We start from the raw sequence: 15484 nt of genomic DNA, 5'->3' as shown, positions 1-15484 counted from the left end.
TTGCGAACCCCCGCCACCGACCTACCGTGGAAGTGCGGGGCCGGACACGCCGGCCGTGACTGATCGGAGGAACCATGGGTATCGCCGACAAGGCTGAGAACGCCGCCGAGAAGCTGACGGGCCAGGCCAAGGAGACGACCGGTGACGCCACCGGTGACGACGAGCTCAAGGCCGAGGGCAAGAAGGACCAGACGAAGGGCAGCCTGAAGAACGCGGGCGAGAACGTGAAGGACGCGTTCAAGTAGGTCAGTCCCACAACGGAGGGTCCGGGGATTCCCCGGGCCCTCTGTCGTGCCCGCAGCACCCGCCCCGCAGCACCCGCCCCCACTGCTCGAAGGAGCTCCCCCATGCTCGGTTTCATCCTCGGCCTGCTCATCGTCGGCCTGATCGCCGGCGCCGTCGCCCGTCTGCTCGTTCCGGGCCGCCAGAACCTCTCGATCCCCGCCACGATCGTGGTCGGCATCATCGGCTCGTTCGTCGGTGGTCTTCTCGGCAGCCTGTTGTTCGACGCCGAGGCGTCGCTGCAGACCTCCGGCATCATCGGCTCGATCATCGGCGCCATCATCGTGCTGCTCATCTGGATCAAGGTCTCCGGCTCGCAGAAGTCGAAGCACTGACGCGACCTCGGGGTGATGGGCGTCGCACCACTACCCTTGGGGCGTGACCGACGTACCTGTGTCCGAGCCCGAGGACGACCTGCCCGAGCAGCTGCGCATCCGCCGCGACAAGCGGCAGGAGCTCATCGACTCCGGCCGGGCGCCGTACCCGATCTCGGTCCCGCGGACGCACACGCTCCGCGCGATCGTCGACGGGTACGACGCCGAGGCCCTCGGACCCGACCACCACTCGGGACAGACGGTCTCGATCACGGGCCGGGTCATCTTCCAGCGCAACACCGGCAAGCTCTGCTTCGCGCGGCTGCGTGAGGGCGACGGCACCGAGCTGCAGGCGATGCTGTCGCTGGCCGAGGTGGGGGAGGAGTCGCTCGCCGACTTCAAGCGGTTGGTCGACATCGGCGACCACCTCTCGGTCACCGGTGAGGTCATCACGAGCCGCCGCGGCGAGCTCAGCATCGCCGCGTCCTCGTGGGACCTCGCGGCCAAGACGCTGCGACCGCTGCCGAACGAGCACAAGCCCCTGTCGGACGAGGCGCGCACCCGCCTGCGGTACGTCGACCTGATCGTGCGGCCCGAGGCGCGCGAGAACGTCCGCACGAAGGCCAAGGTCCTGCAGTCGCTGCGGGCCACGCTCGACGGCCGCGACTACGTCGAGGTCGAGACCCCCGTCCTGCAGCACACCAACGGTGGTGCCGCGGCGCGCCCGTTCTCGACCCACGTCAACGCCTTCGACGAGCCGGCGTTGCTGCGCATCGCGATCGAGCTGCACCTCAAGCGGGCGCTCGTGGGCGGCATCGACCGGGTCTACGAGATCGGCAAGACCTTCCGCAACGAGGGCGTCGACAACACGCACAACCCCGAGTTCATGATGCTCGAGGCGTACGAGGCCTATGGCGACTACGACTCGATGGCGGCGCTGACGCGCGATCTCGTGGTCGGCGCGGCGAGGGCCGTGGGCCGCACCGTCGTGCCGGCCCGCGACGGGTCGACGATCGACCTCGAGGCCGAGTGGCGCCACGCCACGGTGCACCAGCTCGTCAGCGACGCGGTCGGCCAGCCGGTCGACGTCGACACGTCGGTCGAGACGCTGCGCGGGATCGCCGACCAGCGCGGCGTCGCGCTCCAGCCCGGCTGGGACGCGGGCCAGGTGGTGCTCGAGCTGTACGAGAAGCTCGTCGAGCACACCCTGATCCAGCCGACGTTCGTGCGTGACTACCCCGAGTCGGTGCGACCCCTGGCCAAGAAGCACCGATCGACGCGCGGACTCGTGGAGGCGTGGGACCTCATCATCAACGGCGTCGAGCTGGCACCCGCCTACTCCGAGCTCAACGACCCCGTCATCCAGCGGGAGCGGCTCGAGGAGCAGGCGCGGCTGGCAGCGGCGGGTGACCCCGAGGCGATGGACGTCGACGAGGACTTCCTGCGCGCGCTCGAGTTCGGCATGCCGCCGGCCGGCGGCGTCGGCCTCGGTGTCGATCGCCTCGTGATGCTCCTGCAGGGCATCGGCATCCGCGAGGCGATCCTGTTCCCCATCACCCGGGCGGAGTAGGGCGGTCAGCTGACCGCGGCCGTGGGCTGGCGACAAGCGGCCACGGACCAAGAACCGATGGCCCGTTCTTCCGGGTCCTCGACCTCGGGCGGTGAGATAGCGACCCTTCACAGCGGGTAGCGGTGAGTCAGCGACCTCAAAATGTGCCCGACAGGTCGCTGACACGCCGCCGGGTCGGGAGTGAGGTCGCTAACTCACCGCCCGCCGCTCCGTCAGATGCCGCACTCGGGGGCCCGAAGCCTGTGGTCCGTGGCCGCTTTTCGGTCAGGACCGAGGGAGGTTGGCTGAATCAGGCGACCTCAGGCGAGGGCGTCGCGGGCGGCGGTGCGGGCGGCGTCGGGGGTGTCGGCCAGCAGGGCGGCGTGCGCGGCGGCGCGGCACTGGTCGAACGTGACTGCTCCCACCTGCGCGCCGACGGCTCGAACCGCGGTGGCGGCGCACGAGAGCGACGTGACCCCGAGACCGACGAGCACGCACGCGAGCATCGGGTCGGCCGCGGCCTCGCCGCAGACGCCGACGGGCTTGCCGGCCCGGAGACCGGCGGCCGCGACCTGCTCGATCAGCATCAAGAGGGCCGGCTGCCACGGATCGGTCAGGTGGGCCAGTGCCGACGACATGCGGTCGGCGGCGAACGTGTACTGGCTCAGGTCGTTGGTACCGATCGAGACGAAGTCGACGTGCTCGAGGATGCGATCGGCCAGGAGGGCGGCCGACGGCGTCTCGATCATGACCCCGGCCCGGAGACCGCGGGCGTGGATCCGTTCGGCGAGGGCAACGGCCTCGGGCGTGACCGAGACCATGGGTGCCATGACCCACACCTCGGCCTCGCTGTCGGTCGCGGCCAGGGCGACGGCATCGAGCTGGTGGTCGAGCAGCTCGGGCCGTGACTCCGCGATCCGCAGGCCCCGCACCCCGAGGGCCGGGTTGGGCTCGTCGCCCATGTCGGCGAACTGCAGCGGCTTGTCGGAGCCGGCGTCGAGGGTGCGGACCACGACCTTCTGGCCGGGCTGCACGGCGGCGAAGACCTCGCGGTAGATCGCAGTCTGTTCCTCGACCGTCGGCTCGGTGCCGCGGTCGAGGAAGCTGAGCTCGGTCCGGTAGAGGCCGAATCCCTCGATCGGCTGCTCCGCGGCACGCCGGGCGCCCGGTCCGTCCTGCACGTTGGCCAGCACCTGGACGCCATGACCGTCGGCCGTGCTGCCGGGGCCGGTCCAGGCGGCACCCGCGGTGCGTCGCTCGAGGTCGGCCGCGCGCCGCGTCTCGACGTCGGACGGGTCGGGATCGAGCACGACCTCGCCGGTCGTGCCGTCGACGAGGGCCGTCGCGCCGGCGTCGGCGTCCAGGTCGAGGGGGAGGTCGGCGATGCCCACGACGCACGGGATGCCGAGCTGGCGCGCGATGATCGCGGTGTGGCTCGTGGTGCCGCCGAGGCGGATCGCGATGGCCACGATGCGGTCCGGGTCCAGCCCGGCCGTGTCGGCGGGGGCGAGGTCGTCGGCGAACAGCACCGACGGCTGCTCGGGCTCGGGCACCCCGGGCTCCGGCACACCGAGCAGCTCGGCGACCACGCGATCGCGGACGTCGTGCAGGTCGGTCACGCGCTCGGCCATCAGTCCGCCCGCGGCGGTGAACATCGCGGCCAGGTCGGCGACGGCTCGCGTGGTGGCGGTGGCAGGTCCGGTGGCATCGGCGTGCTTGCCGACGAAGGTCGCGAGACCTCGGTCGGCTGCCATGGCTGCGGTGGCCTGCAGCACCTCGGAGGCGGCGCCGGACGCGTGGCCGGCGCGGGCGGTGAGCCGCTCGGCGACGGTGGCGGCAGCCGCCGTGAAGGCTGCGACCGTGGCATCGCTGTCGACGAAGACCTCGTCGGCCGGCGCCTCGGCGCGGGCGCCGGGACGGACGACCGGGCCGGCTCCGACACCGGGGACGACGGGGGTACCGGTGGTGCTCATCTCACTCCTGACCGTGACCGAGGCGACATGTTCGCGAGGACTTTTTCGCCCATGCGCTTGACGTGACGCCACGTTAACGCGTAGAACAACACAAAGCAACAGAAATCCACACGAATCCACATCCGCCGATCCGGTGGGTGGATCGGGTGGCCGGACGGAAGGAACACCGGTGTACGCATCCGAACGACGGACCGCCCTGGCGCGCAAGCTCCGCGCCGACGGTCGGGTGAGCGTCCCCGACGCCGCCCGGGAGTTCGGTGTCTCCGGCGAGACCGTCCGGCGCGACCTGGCCGCCCTGGAGCGGCACGGGGTGGCCCGCCGGGTCCACGGCGGCGCCGTCGCGCGGACGTCGGTGCAGGCCGTCGAGCTCGACCTGGTCGAGCGCGAGAACCGCCAGTCCGGCCAGAAGCAGGCGATCGCCATCGCCGCGCTCGCCTACCTCCCCGATGCTGGCGGCAGCATCATCGTCGATGCCGGCACCTCGACCGCCGCGCTCGCCGACCACCTGCCGACCGACCTGCCCCTGGTTGCGATCACCCACGGCGTCGTGACCGCCGCCCAGCTCGCTCGGTCGGCATCGATCGACCTCCACGTGCTCGGCGGCCACGTCCGCGACGCCACGGGCGCAGCGGTCGGCTCCGGCACGGTCGAGGCCTACGGGCAGGTCGGCGCCGACGTCGCCTTCGTCGGCGCGAACGGCATCTCGCCGGAGCGTGGCCTGACCACCGCCGACTTCGCGGAGGCCGCCGTCAAGCGCGCCGTCGTGACGGCCGCCCGGCGCACCGTGGTGCTGGCCGACGCCACGAAGCTCGACACGGACTTCGTCGTCACGTTCGCCGCGCTCGAGGACGTCGACGTGCTCGTGACCGACGACTCCGCGCCCGCCGACGCGGTCGCGCGTCTGCGCGAAGCCGGCATCGAGGTGGTGCTCGCATGAACGCACGACGTACGACCGCCCCGGGCACGACCGCCCCGCACCGGATCGTCACCGTCACCGCCAGCCCGGCGATCGACCGGCTCATCGCCTTGGACGCCCCGCTCGACCGGGGCGCCGTGGTGCGAACCGGAACGCCGGTGGACCAGCCCGGCGGCAAGGGCGTCAACGTGGCCCGCGCGATCCACGGTGCGGGCGAGTCGGTCATGGCGGTCTTTCCCGCCGGCGACCACGACTCCTTCGTCGCGGCGGTTCGGGAGACCGGCTTGCACCATGTGGTCTCGCCCCTCGCATCGCGCGTCCGGGTCAACCTGACGCTCGCCGAGCCCGACGGCACCACGACGAAGCTCAACGCGCCCGGGGCCGAGCTCGGCCCCGCCGACCTGGAGCTCCTCGTCCGCACCGTGATGTCGAGCGCTTCCGGGGCCAGCTGGGTCGCGCTCTGCGGCTCGTTGCCGCCGGGGGTGCCGGGCCACTGGTACCGCGACCTCACCGGCCGGCTCCACGAGGTCGGGGCGCGGGTCGCCGTCGACACGTCGGGCGAGCCGCTCGCCGCCGTGCTGGCCGACGCCGCGCACGCCCCCGACCTGGTCAAGCCGAACGCGCAGGAGCTCGTCGAGCTCGTGGGCGGCGACGCCGACGAGGTGGAGTCCGACCCGCACCTCGCGGGTGAGCTCGCGCAGCGCCTGCGCGCCGACCGCGGTCCTGGCGCCGTGCTGCTGACCCTCGGCGGCGCCGGTGCTGTGCTCGCCACGGCGGACGGCACCTGGTTCGCGCCGTCGCCCCGCATCCGCCCCGTCTCCACGGTCGGCGCCGGCGACTCGGCGCTGGCGGGCTACCTCCTCGCCGACACCCGCGGTGCCGACGGGCCCTCAGCGCTCGTCAGTGCCGTCCTCCACGGCAGTGCCGCCGCTGCCCTCCCGGGCTCCACGCCCCCACGTCCGTCGGACGTCGACGCCCTCGAGGCGCCGCACGTCCGCGAGCTGTTCACCACCCCCACCCCGCAGCATCCCTGAAGGACAGTCATGTCATCACTCATCACCGCAGACCTGGTCAGCCTCGACGCCGACCTCGGATCCCAGGCATCCGACGTCATCGCCCGACTCGCGGCCACCGTCGCCGCCGCCGGTCGCGCCACCGAGGCGGACGGCCTCACGGGCGACGCGCTCGCGCGTGAGGCCCAGTCCGCCACAGGGCTGCCGGGCGGCATCGCCATCCCGCACTGCCGGTCGACCTCCGTCACGGAGCCGACGCTGGCCTTCGCCCGACTCTCGCCGAAGGCCGACTTCGGTGCGCCCGACGGCCCGGCCGACCTCGTCTTCATGATCGCGGCCCCGGACGGTGCCGGAACCGCGCACCTCAAACTCTTGTCGTCGCTCGCTCGGGCGCTCGTCCGCGCCGAGTTCACCGACGCCCTCCGCTCGGCCACCACGGCCGACGAGGTCGTCGCCCTGGTCGACGGTGTGGTCGCGCCCGCGGAGGGAGCCGGCGCGGCCACCCCGTCCGCGTCACCCGCCGCCGCCGAGCCGAAGCACGCCGCAGCCCCCAGCGACGGGTTCAAGGTCGTGGCGGTGACCGCCTGCCCCACCGGCATCGCGCACACCTACATGGCCGCCGACTCGCTCGCGCAGGCCGCGGTCGACGAGGGCATCGACCTCCAGGTCGAGACGCAGGGCTCCTCCGGCAGCACGCCGCTCAGCCCAGCCACGATCGCCGCCGCCGACGCCGTGATCTTCGCGACCGACGTCGGCGTCAAGAACGAGGGTCGCTTCGCCGGCAAGCCCGTCGTCGTCAGTGGCGTGAAGCGCGCGATCAACGAGCCGTCGACGATGCTCGCCGAGGCCCGCAAGGCCGCGACCGACCCGAAGGCCCGCCGCGTGGGCGGCTCGGTCGAGACCACGACCGACGAGACCGAGGGGGGCGGCATCGGCCTGAGGCTGCGCCAGTGGCTCCTGACCGGCGTGAGCTACATGATCCCGTTCGTCGCCGGAGGCGGCCTGCTGATCGCGATCGGATTCCTGCTGGCGGGCTACGAGTACAACGGCGACCCGGCGCGGGCCGTGTTCGACGACTTCTCGCTGACGAACCTGCCGCCGGCGGGTGAGCACGCCCTGTTCGGCAGTGCGCTGCTGACCTACGTCGGGTCGCTGTTCAACGTGCTCGGCGGCTGGGCCTTCAGCTTCCTGGTGCCCGCTCTGGCGGGCTACATCGCCTACGCGATCGCCGACCGCCCGGGCATCGCTCCCGGCTTCGTGATGGGCCTGCTGGCCAACGAGATCGGCGCCGGATTCCTCGGCGGCATCGTCGGTGGTCTGCTCGCGGGCCTCCTGGCCGGCTGGATCGCCAAGCGGCCTGCTCCTCGCTGGCTCGCCGGGCTCATGCCCGTGGTGATCATCCCGCTGATCACGATCACCGTCGTCGGCTTCCTCATGCTCCTCGTGGTGGGCCGTCCGATCGCCGACGCCTCGCAGGGTCTGGAGAACTGGCTCAACGGCCTCTCGGGTGGCTCGATCGTGCTGCTCGGCGCGATCCTCGGCCTGATGATGGCGGTCGACCTCGGCGGTCCGGTCAACAAGGCGGCGTACGTCTTCGCCACGACCGGCCTGACCGCGGACGCGATCGCGAACGGCGGCACGGAGGTCAAGATCATGGCCGCCGTCATGATCGCCGGCATGGTGCCCCCGTTGGCCATGGCGCTGTCGACGGCCCTCCGCCCCCGCCTCTACACGCAGTCCGAGCGGGAGAACGGCAAGTCGGCGTGGCTCCTGGGCGCCGCCTTCATCTCGGAGGGCGCGATCCCGTTCGCCGCGGCCGACCCGTTGCGGGTGATCCCGTCGATGATGCTCGGCTCGGCCACGGCCGGCGCCATCTCCATGGCCGCCGGAGTCACCTCCGCCGCGCCCCACGGTGGTGTGTTCGTGTTCTTCGCGATCGACCAGGTGATCTGGTTCTTCGCCGCCATCGTCGTGGGTACGCTCGTGGGCGCGCTGTCTGTGACCGCCCTGAAGCAGATCGGACGCGACCGCACCGAGGGTGCCTTCGCGTACGAGCACGAGACCGCCCCCGCGAACGCCTGACGGCCGACGCCCCGCAGAAGGAGACACCATGCCCAGCAAGACCGTGACCGTCGGATCCGCCGTCGGCCTGCACGCCCGCCCGGCCGCCACCATCGCAGCGGCCGCTGCCGCCCAGTCGGCCCCGGTGACCCTGGCGACCGAGGGCGGCGAGCCGGTCGACGCCGGCTCGGCGCTGCTCATCATGACGCTCGGAGCCGCCAAGGGCGACAGCGTCACGGTCGAGTCCGACGACGAGGGCGCGCTCACCGCGATCGCCGACCTCGTCGAGGCCGACCTCGACGCCTGACCGGGCCGCAGCGGGGCCCCGGGGCGGTCGTCACGACGACCGTCCCGGGGCGCCGCTGTACGCCGAGAGCGAACGCGGGGAACACCGGCCCCCGTGGTCCAGTTATCTAGGTGTGCGGACAGCAGTCTGCACAGGACCTGTCCGCCCGTAGACTGGGCGGACAGCCCAACACCGGGAGGGACGCCATGTTCGAAAGATTTACCGATCGGGCCCGTCGTGTGGTCGTGCTTGCGCAGGAGGAAGCGCGCATGCTCAGCCACAACTACATCGGCACCGAGCACATCCTCCTGGGCCTGATCCACGAGGGCGAGGGCGTCGCCGCCAAGGCTCTCGAGAGCCTCGACATCTCGCTCGAGGCCGTGCGCGCGCAGGTCGAGGACATCATCGGCCAGGGCCAGCAGGCCCCCAGCGGCCACATCCCCTTCACGCCGCGCGCCAAGAAGGTGCTCGAGCTGTCCCTGCGCGAGGCGCTGCAGCTCGGTCACAACTACATCGGCACCGAGCACATCCTGCTCGGCCTGATCCGCGAGGGCGAGGGCGTCGCCGCCCAGGTCCTCGTGAAGCTGGGCGCCGACCTCAACCGCGTGCGCCAGCAGGTCATCCAGCTCGTCCAGGGCTTCCAGGGCAAGGAGGCCGAGACCGCCGGCGCCCCCCAGGAGTCGGCCCCGCAGGGTTCGACGGTCCTCGACCAGTTCGGCCGCAACCTCACGCAGGCGGCCCGCGAGGGCAAGCTCGACCCGGTCATCGGTCGCGAGACCCAGATCGAGCGGGTCATGCAGGTCCTGTCGCGCCGCACCAAGAACAACCCCGTGCTGATCGGCGAGCCCGGCGTCGGCAAGACCACGGTCGTCGAGGGCCTCGCCCAGGACATCATCCGTGGCGACGTCCCCGAGACGCTCAAGGACAAGCAGATCTACACGCTCGACCTCGGCGCGCTCGTGGCCGGCTCGCGCTACCGCGGTGACTTCGAGGAGCGCCTGAAGAAGGTCCTCAAGGAGATCCGCACCCGCGGCGACATCATCCTGTTCATCGACGAGATCCACACCCTCGTGGGTGCGGGTGCCGCCGAGGGCGCGATCGACGCCGCCAGCATCCTCAAGCCGATGCTGGCCCGCGGTGAGCTGCAGACCATCGGTGCCACGACGCTCGACGAGTTCCGCAAGCACTTCGAGAAGGACGCCGCGCTCGAGCGCCGGTTCCAGCCCATCCAGGTGCCGGAGCCCTCGGTCGCGCACACGATCGAGATGCTCAAGGGCCTGCGCGACCGCTACGAGGCGCACCACCGCGTCACGATCACCGACGAGGCACTCGTCGCGGCGGCCAACCTGGCCGACCGCTACGTCACCGACCGGTTCCTCCCGGACAAGGCGATCGACCTCATCGACGAGGCGGGCTCGCGCCTGCGCATCCGTCGCATGACGGCGCCGCCGGTCCTCAAGGACTTCGACGACCAGATCGCCGACGTCCGCCGCCGCAAGGAGGGCGCGATCGACTCGCAGGACTTCGAGGCCGCTGCCTCCCTGCGCGACGAGGAGAAGAAGCTCATCGCGGCCAAGGCCGAGCGTGAGAAGCAGTGGAAGGCCGGCGACATGGACGCCGTCGCGGTCGTCGACGAGGAGCTCGTGGCCGAGGTCCTGGCGCTCGCCACCGGCATCCCGATCTTCAAGCTCACCGAGGAGGAGTCGAGCCGACTCCTCAACATGGAGGAGCACCTGCACAAGCGCGTCATCGGTCAGGACGAGGCCATCAAGGCCCTGTCCCGGGCCATCCGTCGCACGCGTGCCGGCCTGAAGGATCCGCGCCGTCCCGGCGGATCGTTCATCTTCGCCGGCCCCTCGGGCGTCGGCAAGACCTGGCTGTCCAAGACGCTCGCGGAGTTCCTGTTCGGTGACGAGGACGCGCTGATCCAGCTCGACATGAGCGAGTACTCCGAGAAGCACACGGTCGCGCGCCTGTTCGGCGCGCCTCCCGGCTACGTCGGGTACGAAGAGGGCGGCCAGCTCACCGAGAAGGTGCGGCGCAAGCCGTTCAGCGTGGTGCTGTTCGACGAGGTCGAGAAGGCCCACCCCGACATCTTCAACTCGCTCCTGCAGATCCTCGAGGAAGGCCACATGACCGACAGTCAGGGCCGACTCGTCGACTTCAAGAACACCGTCATCATCATGACGACCAACCTCGGTACCCGCGACATCGCCAAGGGCGTGAGCCTGGGCTTCGGCCAGGCCGATGACGTCGAGGGGTCGTACCTGAAGATGAAGGCGAAGGTGTCGGAGGAGCTCAAGCAGCACTTCCGCCCCGAGTTCCTGAACCGTGTCGACGAGGTCGTCGTGTTCCCGCCGCTGACGCGCGAGCAGATCGCCTCGATGGTCGACATGATGATCGCCTCGCTCGAGAAGCGCCTGCTGGACCGGGACATGGGCATCGAGCTGACGCCGGCCGCGAAGGACCTGCTGGCCAAGCGTGGCTTCGACCCGGTGCTGGGCGCGCGTCCGCTGCGCCGCACGGTGCAGCGCGAGATCGAGGACGCGATGGCCGAGAAGATGCTGTTCGGCGAGCTGCGTCCGGGACAGATCGTGCTGGTCGACGCCGAGGGCGAGGGCCCCGAGGCCACGTTCACCTTCGTGGGCACGGCCAAGGCCGATCTCGAGCTGGCCGAGGGCTCCGAGCCCCTCGCGGTCGAGGCCGGCAGCTCGGAGTGATCCGGACCGTCTGACCGATCCAGGCCCCCGTACCCCCTGTGGGTGCGGGGGCCTCGTCGTGCCGCCCGAACCGAGATGTGCTGACGTGTCCACCGTTTCGATGCGTCAGAACGGCCGGTTGGCCAGCAAGTCTGGGCGGGGCCCCGGGTCAGAGCGTGAAGGTGCCGTCGGGTCGTGGCGTGACGAGTCCGTCGTCGATCAGGGAGTCGAGGCAACGTTCGCGCTGGCCGACGTCGTCCCAGGCCAGGTCGAGGTCGGGCTTCGGGACGGGGTCCGCCGACTCCCGCAGCACCGCCAGCAGTCGGCCTCGGCACTGCCGGTCGGTCCCGGCCCAGGCCTGGCCACGACGGGGCGGACCGTCGTGCTCCGGGTGTCCGGCCAGGTGCCAGCGGCACACGTCGGCCACGGGGCAGGCCTCGCAGCGGGGCGCCCTGGCCGTGCAGACGACGGCGCCGAGCTCCATCGTGGCCGCCGCCCACCGGTGGGCATCCTCCTCGGGCAGCAGGGACGTCGCGAGCTCGCGCTCCGCCTTCGTGACCGACGTGTGCGGGTACTGCCGACCCTCGGCCACCCGCGCGAACACGCGCCGCACGTTCGTGTCGAGCACGACATGGCGCCGAGCGAAGGCGAACGACGCGATCGCCGCCGCGGTGTAGTCGCCGATGCCGGGCAGCTCCAGCAGCTCCTCGTAGGTCCCCGGGACCTCTCCGGCGTGACGGTCGACGATCGCGACCGCTGCCGCGTGCAGGCGCTGGGCACGACGCGGGTAGCCCAACCGGCCCCACGCGCGCACCGCCTCGCCGACCGGCTCGGCGGCCAGGTCGCCGGGCGTGGGCCACCGCTCCATCCAGGCCGCGAACATCGGGAGCACGCGCACGACGGGCGTCTGCTGCAGCATGAACTCCGAGACCATGACCGGCCAGGGATCCGGGGCGTCGCGCCAGGGCAAGGACCGGGCATGGGCCGCGAACCAGGCGTCGACTCGCGCGTGCAGGACGGCGGGGTCGAGCGGGTCGGTGAGCGCGGATTCGACGGGCGAGGTCATGGCGGGTCGATCCTGTCACGCGCGGGGTGACGGCTACCGTAGCCGGGTGAGTCGTCCGCTGCCACCTGAGATCTACCGGCGGCGCCGCATCGTCCTCGTGTCGGGAGTGGTGGGCGTCGTGCTGGTGGTGTGGTTGCTCGTCCGCGCCGTCACCGGTGGCGACTCCGCCGGCGACACGTCAGCGACCCCGCCCCCGACGCCCACCGCGACCGAGGCGGCGGAGCTCCCCGCAGGAACCGTCCCGGCCAGCCTCAAGACCGGCGACCGCGCGTGCGACCCGGAGACGGTGCGCATCAGCCCGAGCGTGGCCGCCGACCAGACGGCCGGGGCCGACGTCACGATCACGCTGACCGTCTCGACCACGGCGAGCACGGCCTGCGTCCTCGAGGCCTCCGCCTCCGAGCTCGTCGTCGTGATCGACGACGGCAGCAACCCGGTCTACGACTCGACCTCCTGTGCGGCCTCGCTCCTGGGGAGCCCGGTCTCGCTCAGCCCCGAGTGGGCCACCGTCACGACGGCCACGTGGAGCGGGCGGGTCTCGGGATCCTCGTGCTCGGACGCCGAGGCCTTCGCCGCGTCGGGCGACTACACGATCAAGCTCGGCACCCTCGGCGGGGAGCCGGGCGAGGCCACCTTCACGCTGGGTGAGGCGCCGCCGCCTCCCGCTCCGGACCCGGTCGTGCCGGATCCCACGGTGCCAGACCCCGCGGTGCCTGACCCCACGATGCCGACCCCGGCTGCCACCGACCCGGCCGCCGACCCCGAAGCCCTGCCGGTTGGCTGACGGTCAGACGTAGCGCTCGAGGATGCTCGAGTCGGCCAGGCGGGAGAGGCCTTCACGCAGGCTCTTGGCGCGAAGCTCGCCGACACCCTCGACGAGCGTGAGGTCGTCGACGCTCGCGGCGAGCAGCTTCTGGAGCGATCCGAAGTGCTCGACGACCCGCTCGGCGACGGTGGTCGGGATGCGGGGGACCCGGTCGAGCATGCGGTGCCCGCGGGGCGACAGGGGGGCGTCGAGGGTGTCGTCGGTGCCGATCCGCATGGCCCGGGCGATGCGGCCCAGGTCGACCAGGTCGGGCGCGTCGACGGCCTCGAGGTCGGTGAGCACCTGCGCGGTGGGGCGCGCCCGGCGGCCGCGGGGCATGTAGTCGCGGATCAGAAGCTCACGCTCGTTCTGGACACCGCTGACGAGCTCGTCGAGCTGCAGCGCGAGCAGGCGACCCTCGACGCCGAGCTCGAGCACGTAGGCGTCGATCTCGCGGGCGATGCGGTCGACCATCTCGAGGCGCTGGGCGACCTGGGCGACGTCGCGGACCGTGACGAGGTCCTCGATCTCGAGGGCCGAGAGCGAGTCGGCGACCTCGTCGAGACGGTGGCGGTAGCGCTCCAGCGTCTGCAGTGCCTGGTCGGCGCGGCCGATGATGGCCGCCGACTCCTCGAGCACGTGGCGCACCTCGCCGAAATACACGGCGATGGTGTGCATCGAGGCCGAGACCGAGATGACGGGCAGCCCGGTCTGCCGGGCCACGCGGTCGGCCGTGCGGTGACGGGTGCCGGACTCCACGGTGGGGATGCTGGGGTCGGGCATCAGGTGCACGCTGGCACGCAGGATGCGCTGGGCGTTCGCGTCGAGGATGATCGCGCCGTCCATCTTGGCCAGCTCGCGCACGCCCGTGGCCGAGAACGGCACGTCGAGCACGAAGCCGCCCGTGGAGAGCGACTCGATCGGCTTGTCCTGGCCGATCACGATGAGGGCGCCGGTGCGGCCGCGCAGGATGCGCTGGAGGCCCTCGCGCAGCTCGGTGCCGGGCGCGACGGACGCCAGGACGGTCCGCAGGTCAGGGGGGTTCGGCACGGCCTCAGTGTAGGGGCGCTGCGGCCACTGGTGCGCGGAGCAGCCTGGTCAGGAGAGGGCGGCGCGGATCGCGGTGGCGACGTCGCCGACCGCTGCGACGGTGATGACGCCGTCGAGGCCCGAGAGATCGCTGCCGGCCGGCACGATCGCCCGCTTGAAGCCGATGCGGGCGGCCTCGCGCAGGCGTGGCGCGAGCTCGTGGACCGGTCGGACCTCACCGGCGAGGCCGACCTCGCCGATCGCGACGAGATCGGACGGGCAGGGCTTGTCGCGGACGGCCGACGCGAGGGCGATCGCGGTGGCGAGGTCGACCGACGGCTCGGTGAGTCGCGCCCCGCCGACCGATGCGGTGTAGACGTCGGACTGCTGCACCTGCAGGCCGCAGTGCTTGGTGAGCACGGCCAGGATCATGGCGACGCGCGAGCCGTCGAGACCGCTGGACGTGCGGCGGGGGTTGCCGCCGGCCGTGGCGGGCACCGTGAGTGACTGGACCTCGGCCAGCAGGGGCCTCCGGCCCTCCATCGTGACCGTGACGCACGTGCCGGCGACCGGCTGCTCGTGCCGCGAGACGAACAGCCCGGTGGGGTCGGGCACCTCGACGATGCCCGTGCCGGTGAGGTCGAAGCAGCCGATCTCGTCGACCGGGCCGAAGCGATTTTTGACGGCTCGCAGGAGCCGGAGCCGGGAGGTGCGGTCGCCCTCGAACTGCAGGACGACGTCGACGAGGTGCTCGAGCACGCGTGGCCCGGCGACCGAGCCGTCCTTCGTGACGTGGCCGACCAGCAGCGTGGCGATGTGGTCGGTCTTGGCGCGGCCGATGACGGCGGCGGCCACCTCGCGGACCTGCGTGACGCCCCCGGGGACACCCTCGACGTCGGTCGAGCCGATCGTCTGCACCGAGTCGACGATGAGCAGGCTGGGCTTGACCTGGTCGACGTGGGTGAGCAGCGCACCGAGGTCGGTCTCGGCAGCGAGGTACAGCTCGTCGGTGATGGCACCCGTGCGCTCGGCCCGGAGCCGGACCTGGGCGGCCGACTCCTCGCCGGACACGTAGAGCACGCGGCGGCCGGCACGCGCCCAGCAGGCGGCGGCCTCGAGCAGGAGCGTGGACTTGCCGACGCCGGGCTCGCCGGCCATGAGAAGCACGGCACCCGGCACGACGCCCCCGCCGAGGACGCGGTCGAGCTCGGGGATGCCAGAGGTGACGGAACGGGCGTCCTCGGAGCGGACCTCGCCGATCGGCACGGCGGGTCGGCTGACCGCGGCCGGCGCCGTGCGCCCGGCGGAACGGTCGCTGCCGGCGACGTCGACGGTGCCCCAGGCCTGGCACTCGCCGCACCGGCCGACCCACTTGGTGGCGGTCCAGCCGCACTCGGTGCAGCGGTAGGTGGGGCGGGCCGCCTTCGCCGCCTTGGAGGTCGCCATGGGATCAGCCTAGGCGGCGGCGCCGACACGGTCCGAGCCCTGCAC

General features: G+C 72.0%; 13 protein-coding genes. 9 read left to right on the top strand and 4 right to left on the bottom strand.

Annotated elements, in window-relative coordinates; translation table 11 throughout:
• Positions 1 to 74 precede the first annotated feature (74 nt).
• The 3 genes from V6S66_RS14315 (at position 75) to lysS (ending at position 2166) form a co-directional block, all read left to right on the top strand.
• Positions 75 to 245, top strand: a complete 171-nt coding sequence (locus tag V6S66_RS14315) for a CsbD family protein (protein ID WP_334207469.1) — start codon at positions 75 to 77, stop codon at positions 243 to 245.
• A gap of 102 nt (positions 246 to 347) precedes the next feature.
• A complete protein-coding gene (locus tag V6S66_RS14310) occupies positions 348 to 617 on the top strand; it encodes a GlsB/YeaQ/YmgE family stress response membrane protein (protein WP_334207468.1) in 270 nt (89 codons plus the stop codon).
• A gap of 43 nt (positions 618 to 660) precedes the next feature.
• A complete protein-coding gene (lysS, locus tag V6S66_RS14305; RefSeq protein ID WP_334207467.1) occupies positions 661 to 2166 on the top strand; it encodes a lysine--tRNA ligase in 1506 nt (501 codons plus the stop codon).
• Between the two features lie 299 nt (positions 2167 to 2465).
• Here lysS and V6S66_RS14300 read toward each other — a convergent pair whose 3' ends face one another.
• Entirely contained in the window at positions 2466 to 4118 is a 1653-nt protein-coding gene (locus V6S66_RS14300; RefSeq protein WP_334207466.1) for a phosphoenolpyruvate--protein phosphotransferase, read from the bottom strand.
• Positions 4119 to 4287: 169 nt separating this feature from the next.
• Here V6S66_RS14300 and V6S66_RS14295 point away from each other — a divergent pair, with 169 nt between their 5' ends.
• The 5 genes from V6S66_RS14295 to V6S66_RS14275 all read left to right on the top strand — a co-directional run bounded on the left by V6S66_RS14295 (position 4288) and on the right by V6S66_RS14275 (position 11114).
• A complete protein-coding gene (locus V6S66_RS14295) occupies positions 4288 to 5055 on the top strand; it encodes a DeoR/GlpR family DNA-binding transcription regulator (RefSeq protein WP_334207465.1) in 768 nt (255 codons plus the stop codon).
• Positions 5052 to 6068, top strand: a complete 1017-nt coding sequence (locus V6S66_RS14290; protein ID WP_334207464.1) for a 1-phosphofructokinase family hexose kinase — start codon at positions 5052 to 5054, stop codon at positions 6066 to 6068. Before V6S66_RS14295 ends, V6S66_RS14290 begins: the two co-directional genes overlap by 4 nt.
• 9 nt (positions 6069 to 6077) lie before the next feature.
• Positions 6078 to 8129 carry a PTS fructose transporter subunit IIABC gene (locus V6S66_RS14285; RefSeq protein WP_334207463.1) on the top strand — a complete coding sequence of 684 codons (2052 nt, stop codon included), beginning with the start codon at positions 6078 to 6080 and terminating at the stop codon, positions 8127 to 8129.
• Between the two features lie 28 nt (positions 8130 to 8157).
• On the top strand, positions 8158 to 8415 hold the full coding sequence (locus V6S66_RS14280; RefSeq protein WP_334207462.1) for an HPr family phosphocarrier protein: 258 nt from the start codon (positions 8158 to 8160) through the stop codon (positions 8413 to 8415).
• Positions 8416 to 8600: 185 nt separating this feature from the next.
• A complete protein-coding gene (locus V6S66_RS14275) occupies positions 8601 to 11114 on the top strand; it encodes an ATP-dependent Clp protease ATP-binding subunit (RefSeq protein ID WP_334207461.1) in 2514 nt (837 codons plus the stop codon).
• A gap of 148 nt (positions 11115 to 11262) precedes the next feature.
• Here V6S66_RS14275 and V6S66_RS14270 read toward each other — a convergent pair whose 3' ends face one another.
• Complete coding sequence (locus tag V6S66_RS14270; RefSeq protein ID WP_334207460.1) at positions 11263 to 12159, bottom strand: A/G-specific adenine glycosylase; 897 nt, start codon at positions 12157 to 12159, stop codon at positions 11263 to 11265.
• A gap of 46 nt (positions 12160 to 12205) precedes the next feature.
• On the opposite strand from V6S66_RS14270, the gene V6S66_RS14265 reads away from it, so the two are divergent.
• Positions 12206 to 12943 carry a hypothetical protein gene (locus V6S66_RS14265; protein ID WP_334207459.1) on the top strand — a complete coding sequence of 246 codons (738 nt, stop codon included), beginning with the start codon at positions 12206 to 12208 and terminating at the stop codon, positions 12941 to 12943.
• A gap of 3 nt (positions 12944 to 12946) precedes the next feature.
• Here V6S66_RS14265 and disA read toward each other — a convergent pair whose 3' ends face one another.
• Together disA and radA are read right to left on the bottom strand one after the other, a co-directional pair.
• Entirely contained in the window at positions 12947 to 14014 is a 1068-nt protein-coding gene (disA, locus tag V6S66_RS14260) for a DNA integrity scanning diadenylate cyclase DisA (protein ID WP_334207458.1), read from the bottom strand.
• A gap of 48 nt (positions 14015 to 14062) precedes the next feature.
• The gene (radA, locus tag V6S66_RS14255; RefSeq protein ID WP_334207457.1) at positions 14063 to 15439 is read right to left on the bottom strand and encodes a DNA repair protein RadA; all 1377 of its coding nucleotides are present in this window, start codon (positions 15437 to 15439) and stop codon (positions 14063 to 14065) included.
• Positions 15440 to 15484 lie beyond the last annotated feature (45 nt).

It is taken from the genome of Aeromicrobium sp. Sec7.5 (assembly GCF_036867135.1).
GTDB lineage: Bacteria > Actinomycetota > Actinomycetes > Propionibacteriales > Nocardioidaceae > Aeromicrobium.
Note: the sequence above shows the minus strand (reverse complement) of the source record. Positions and strands in the feature narration are given on the sequence as shown.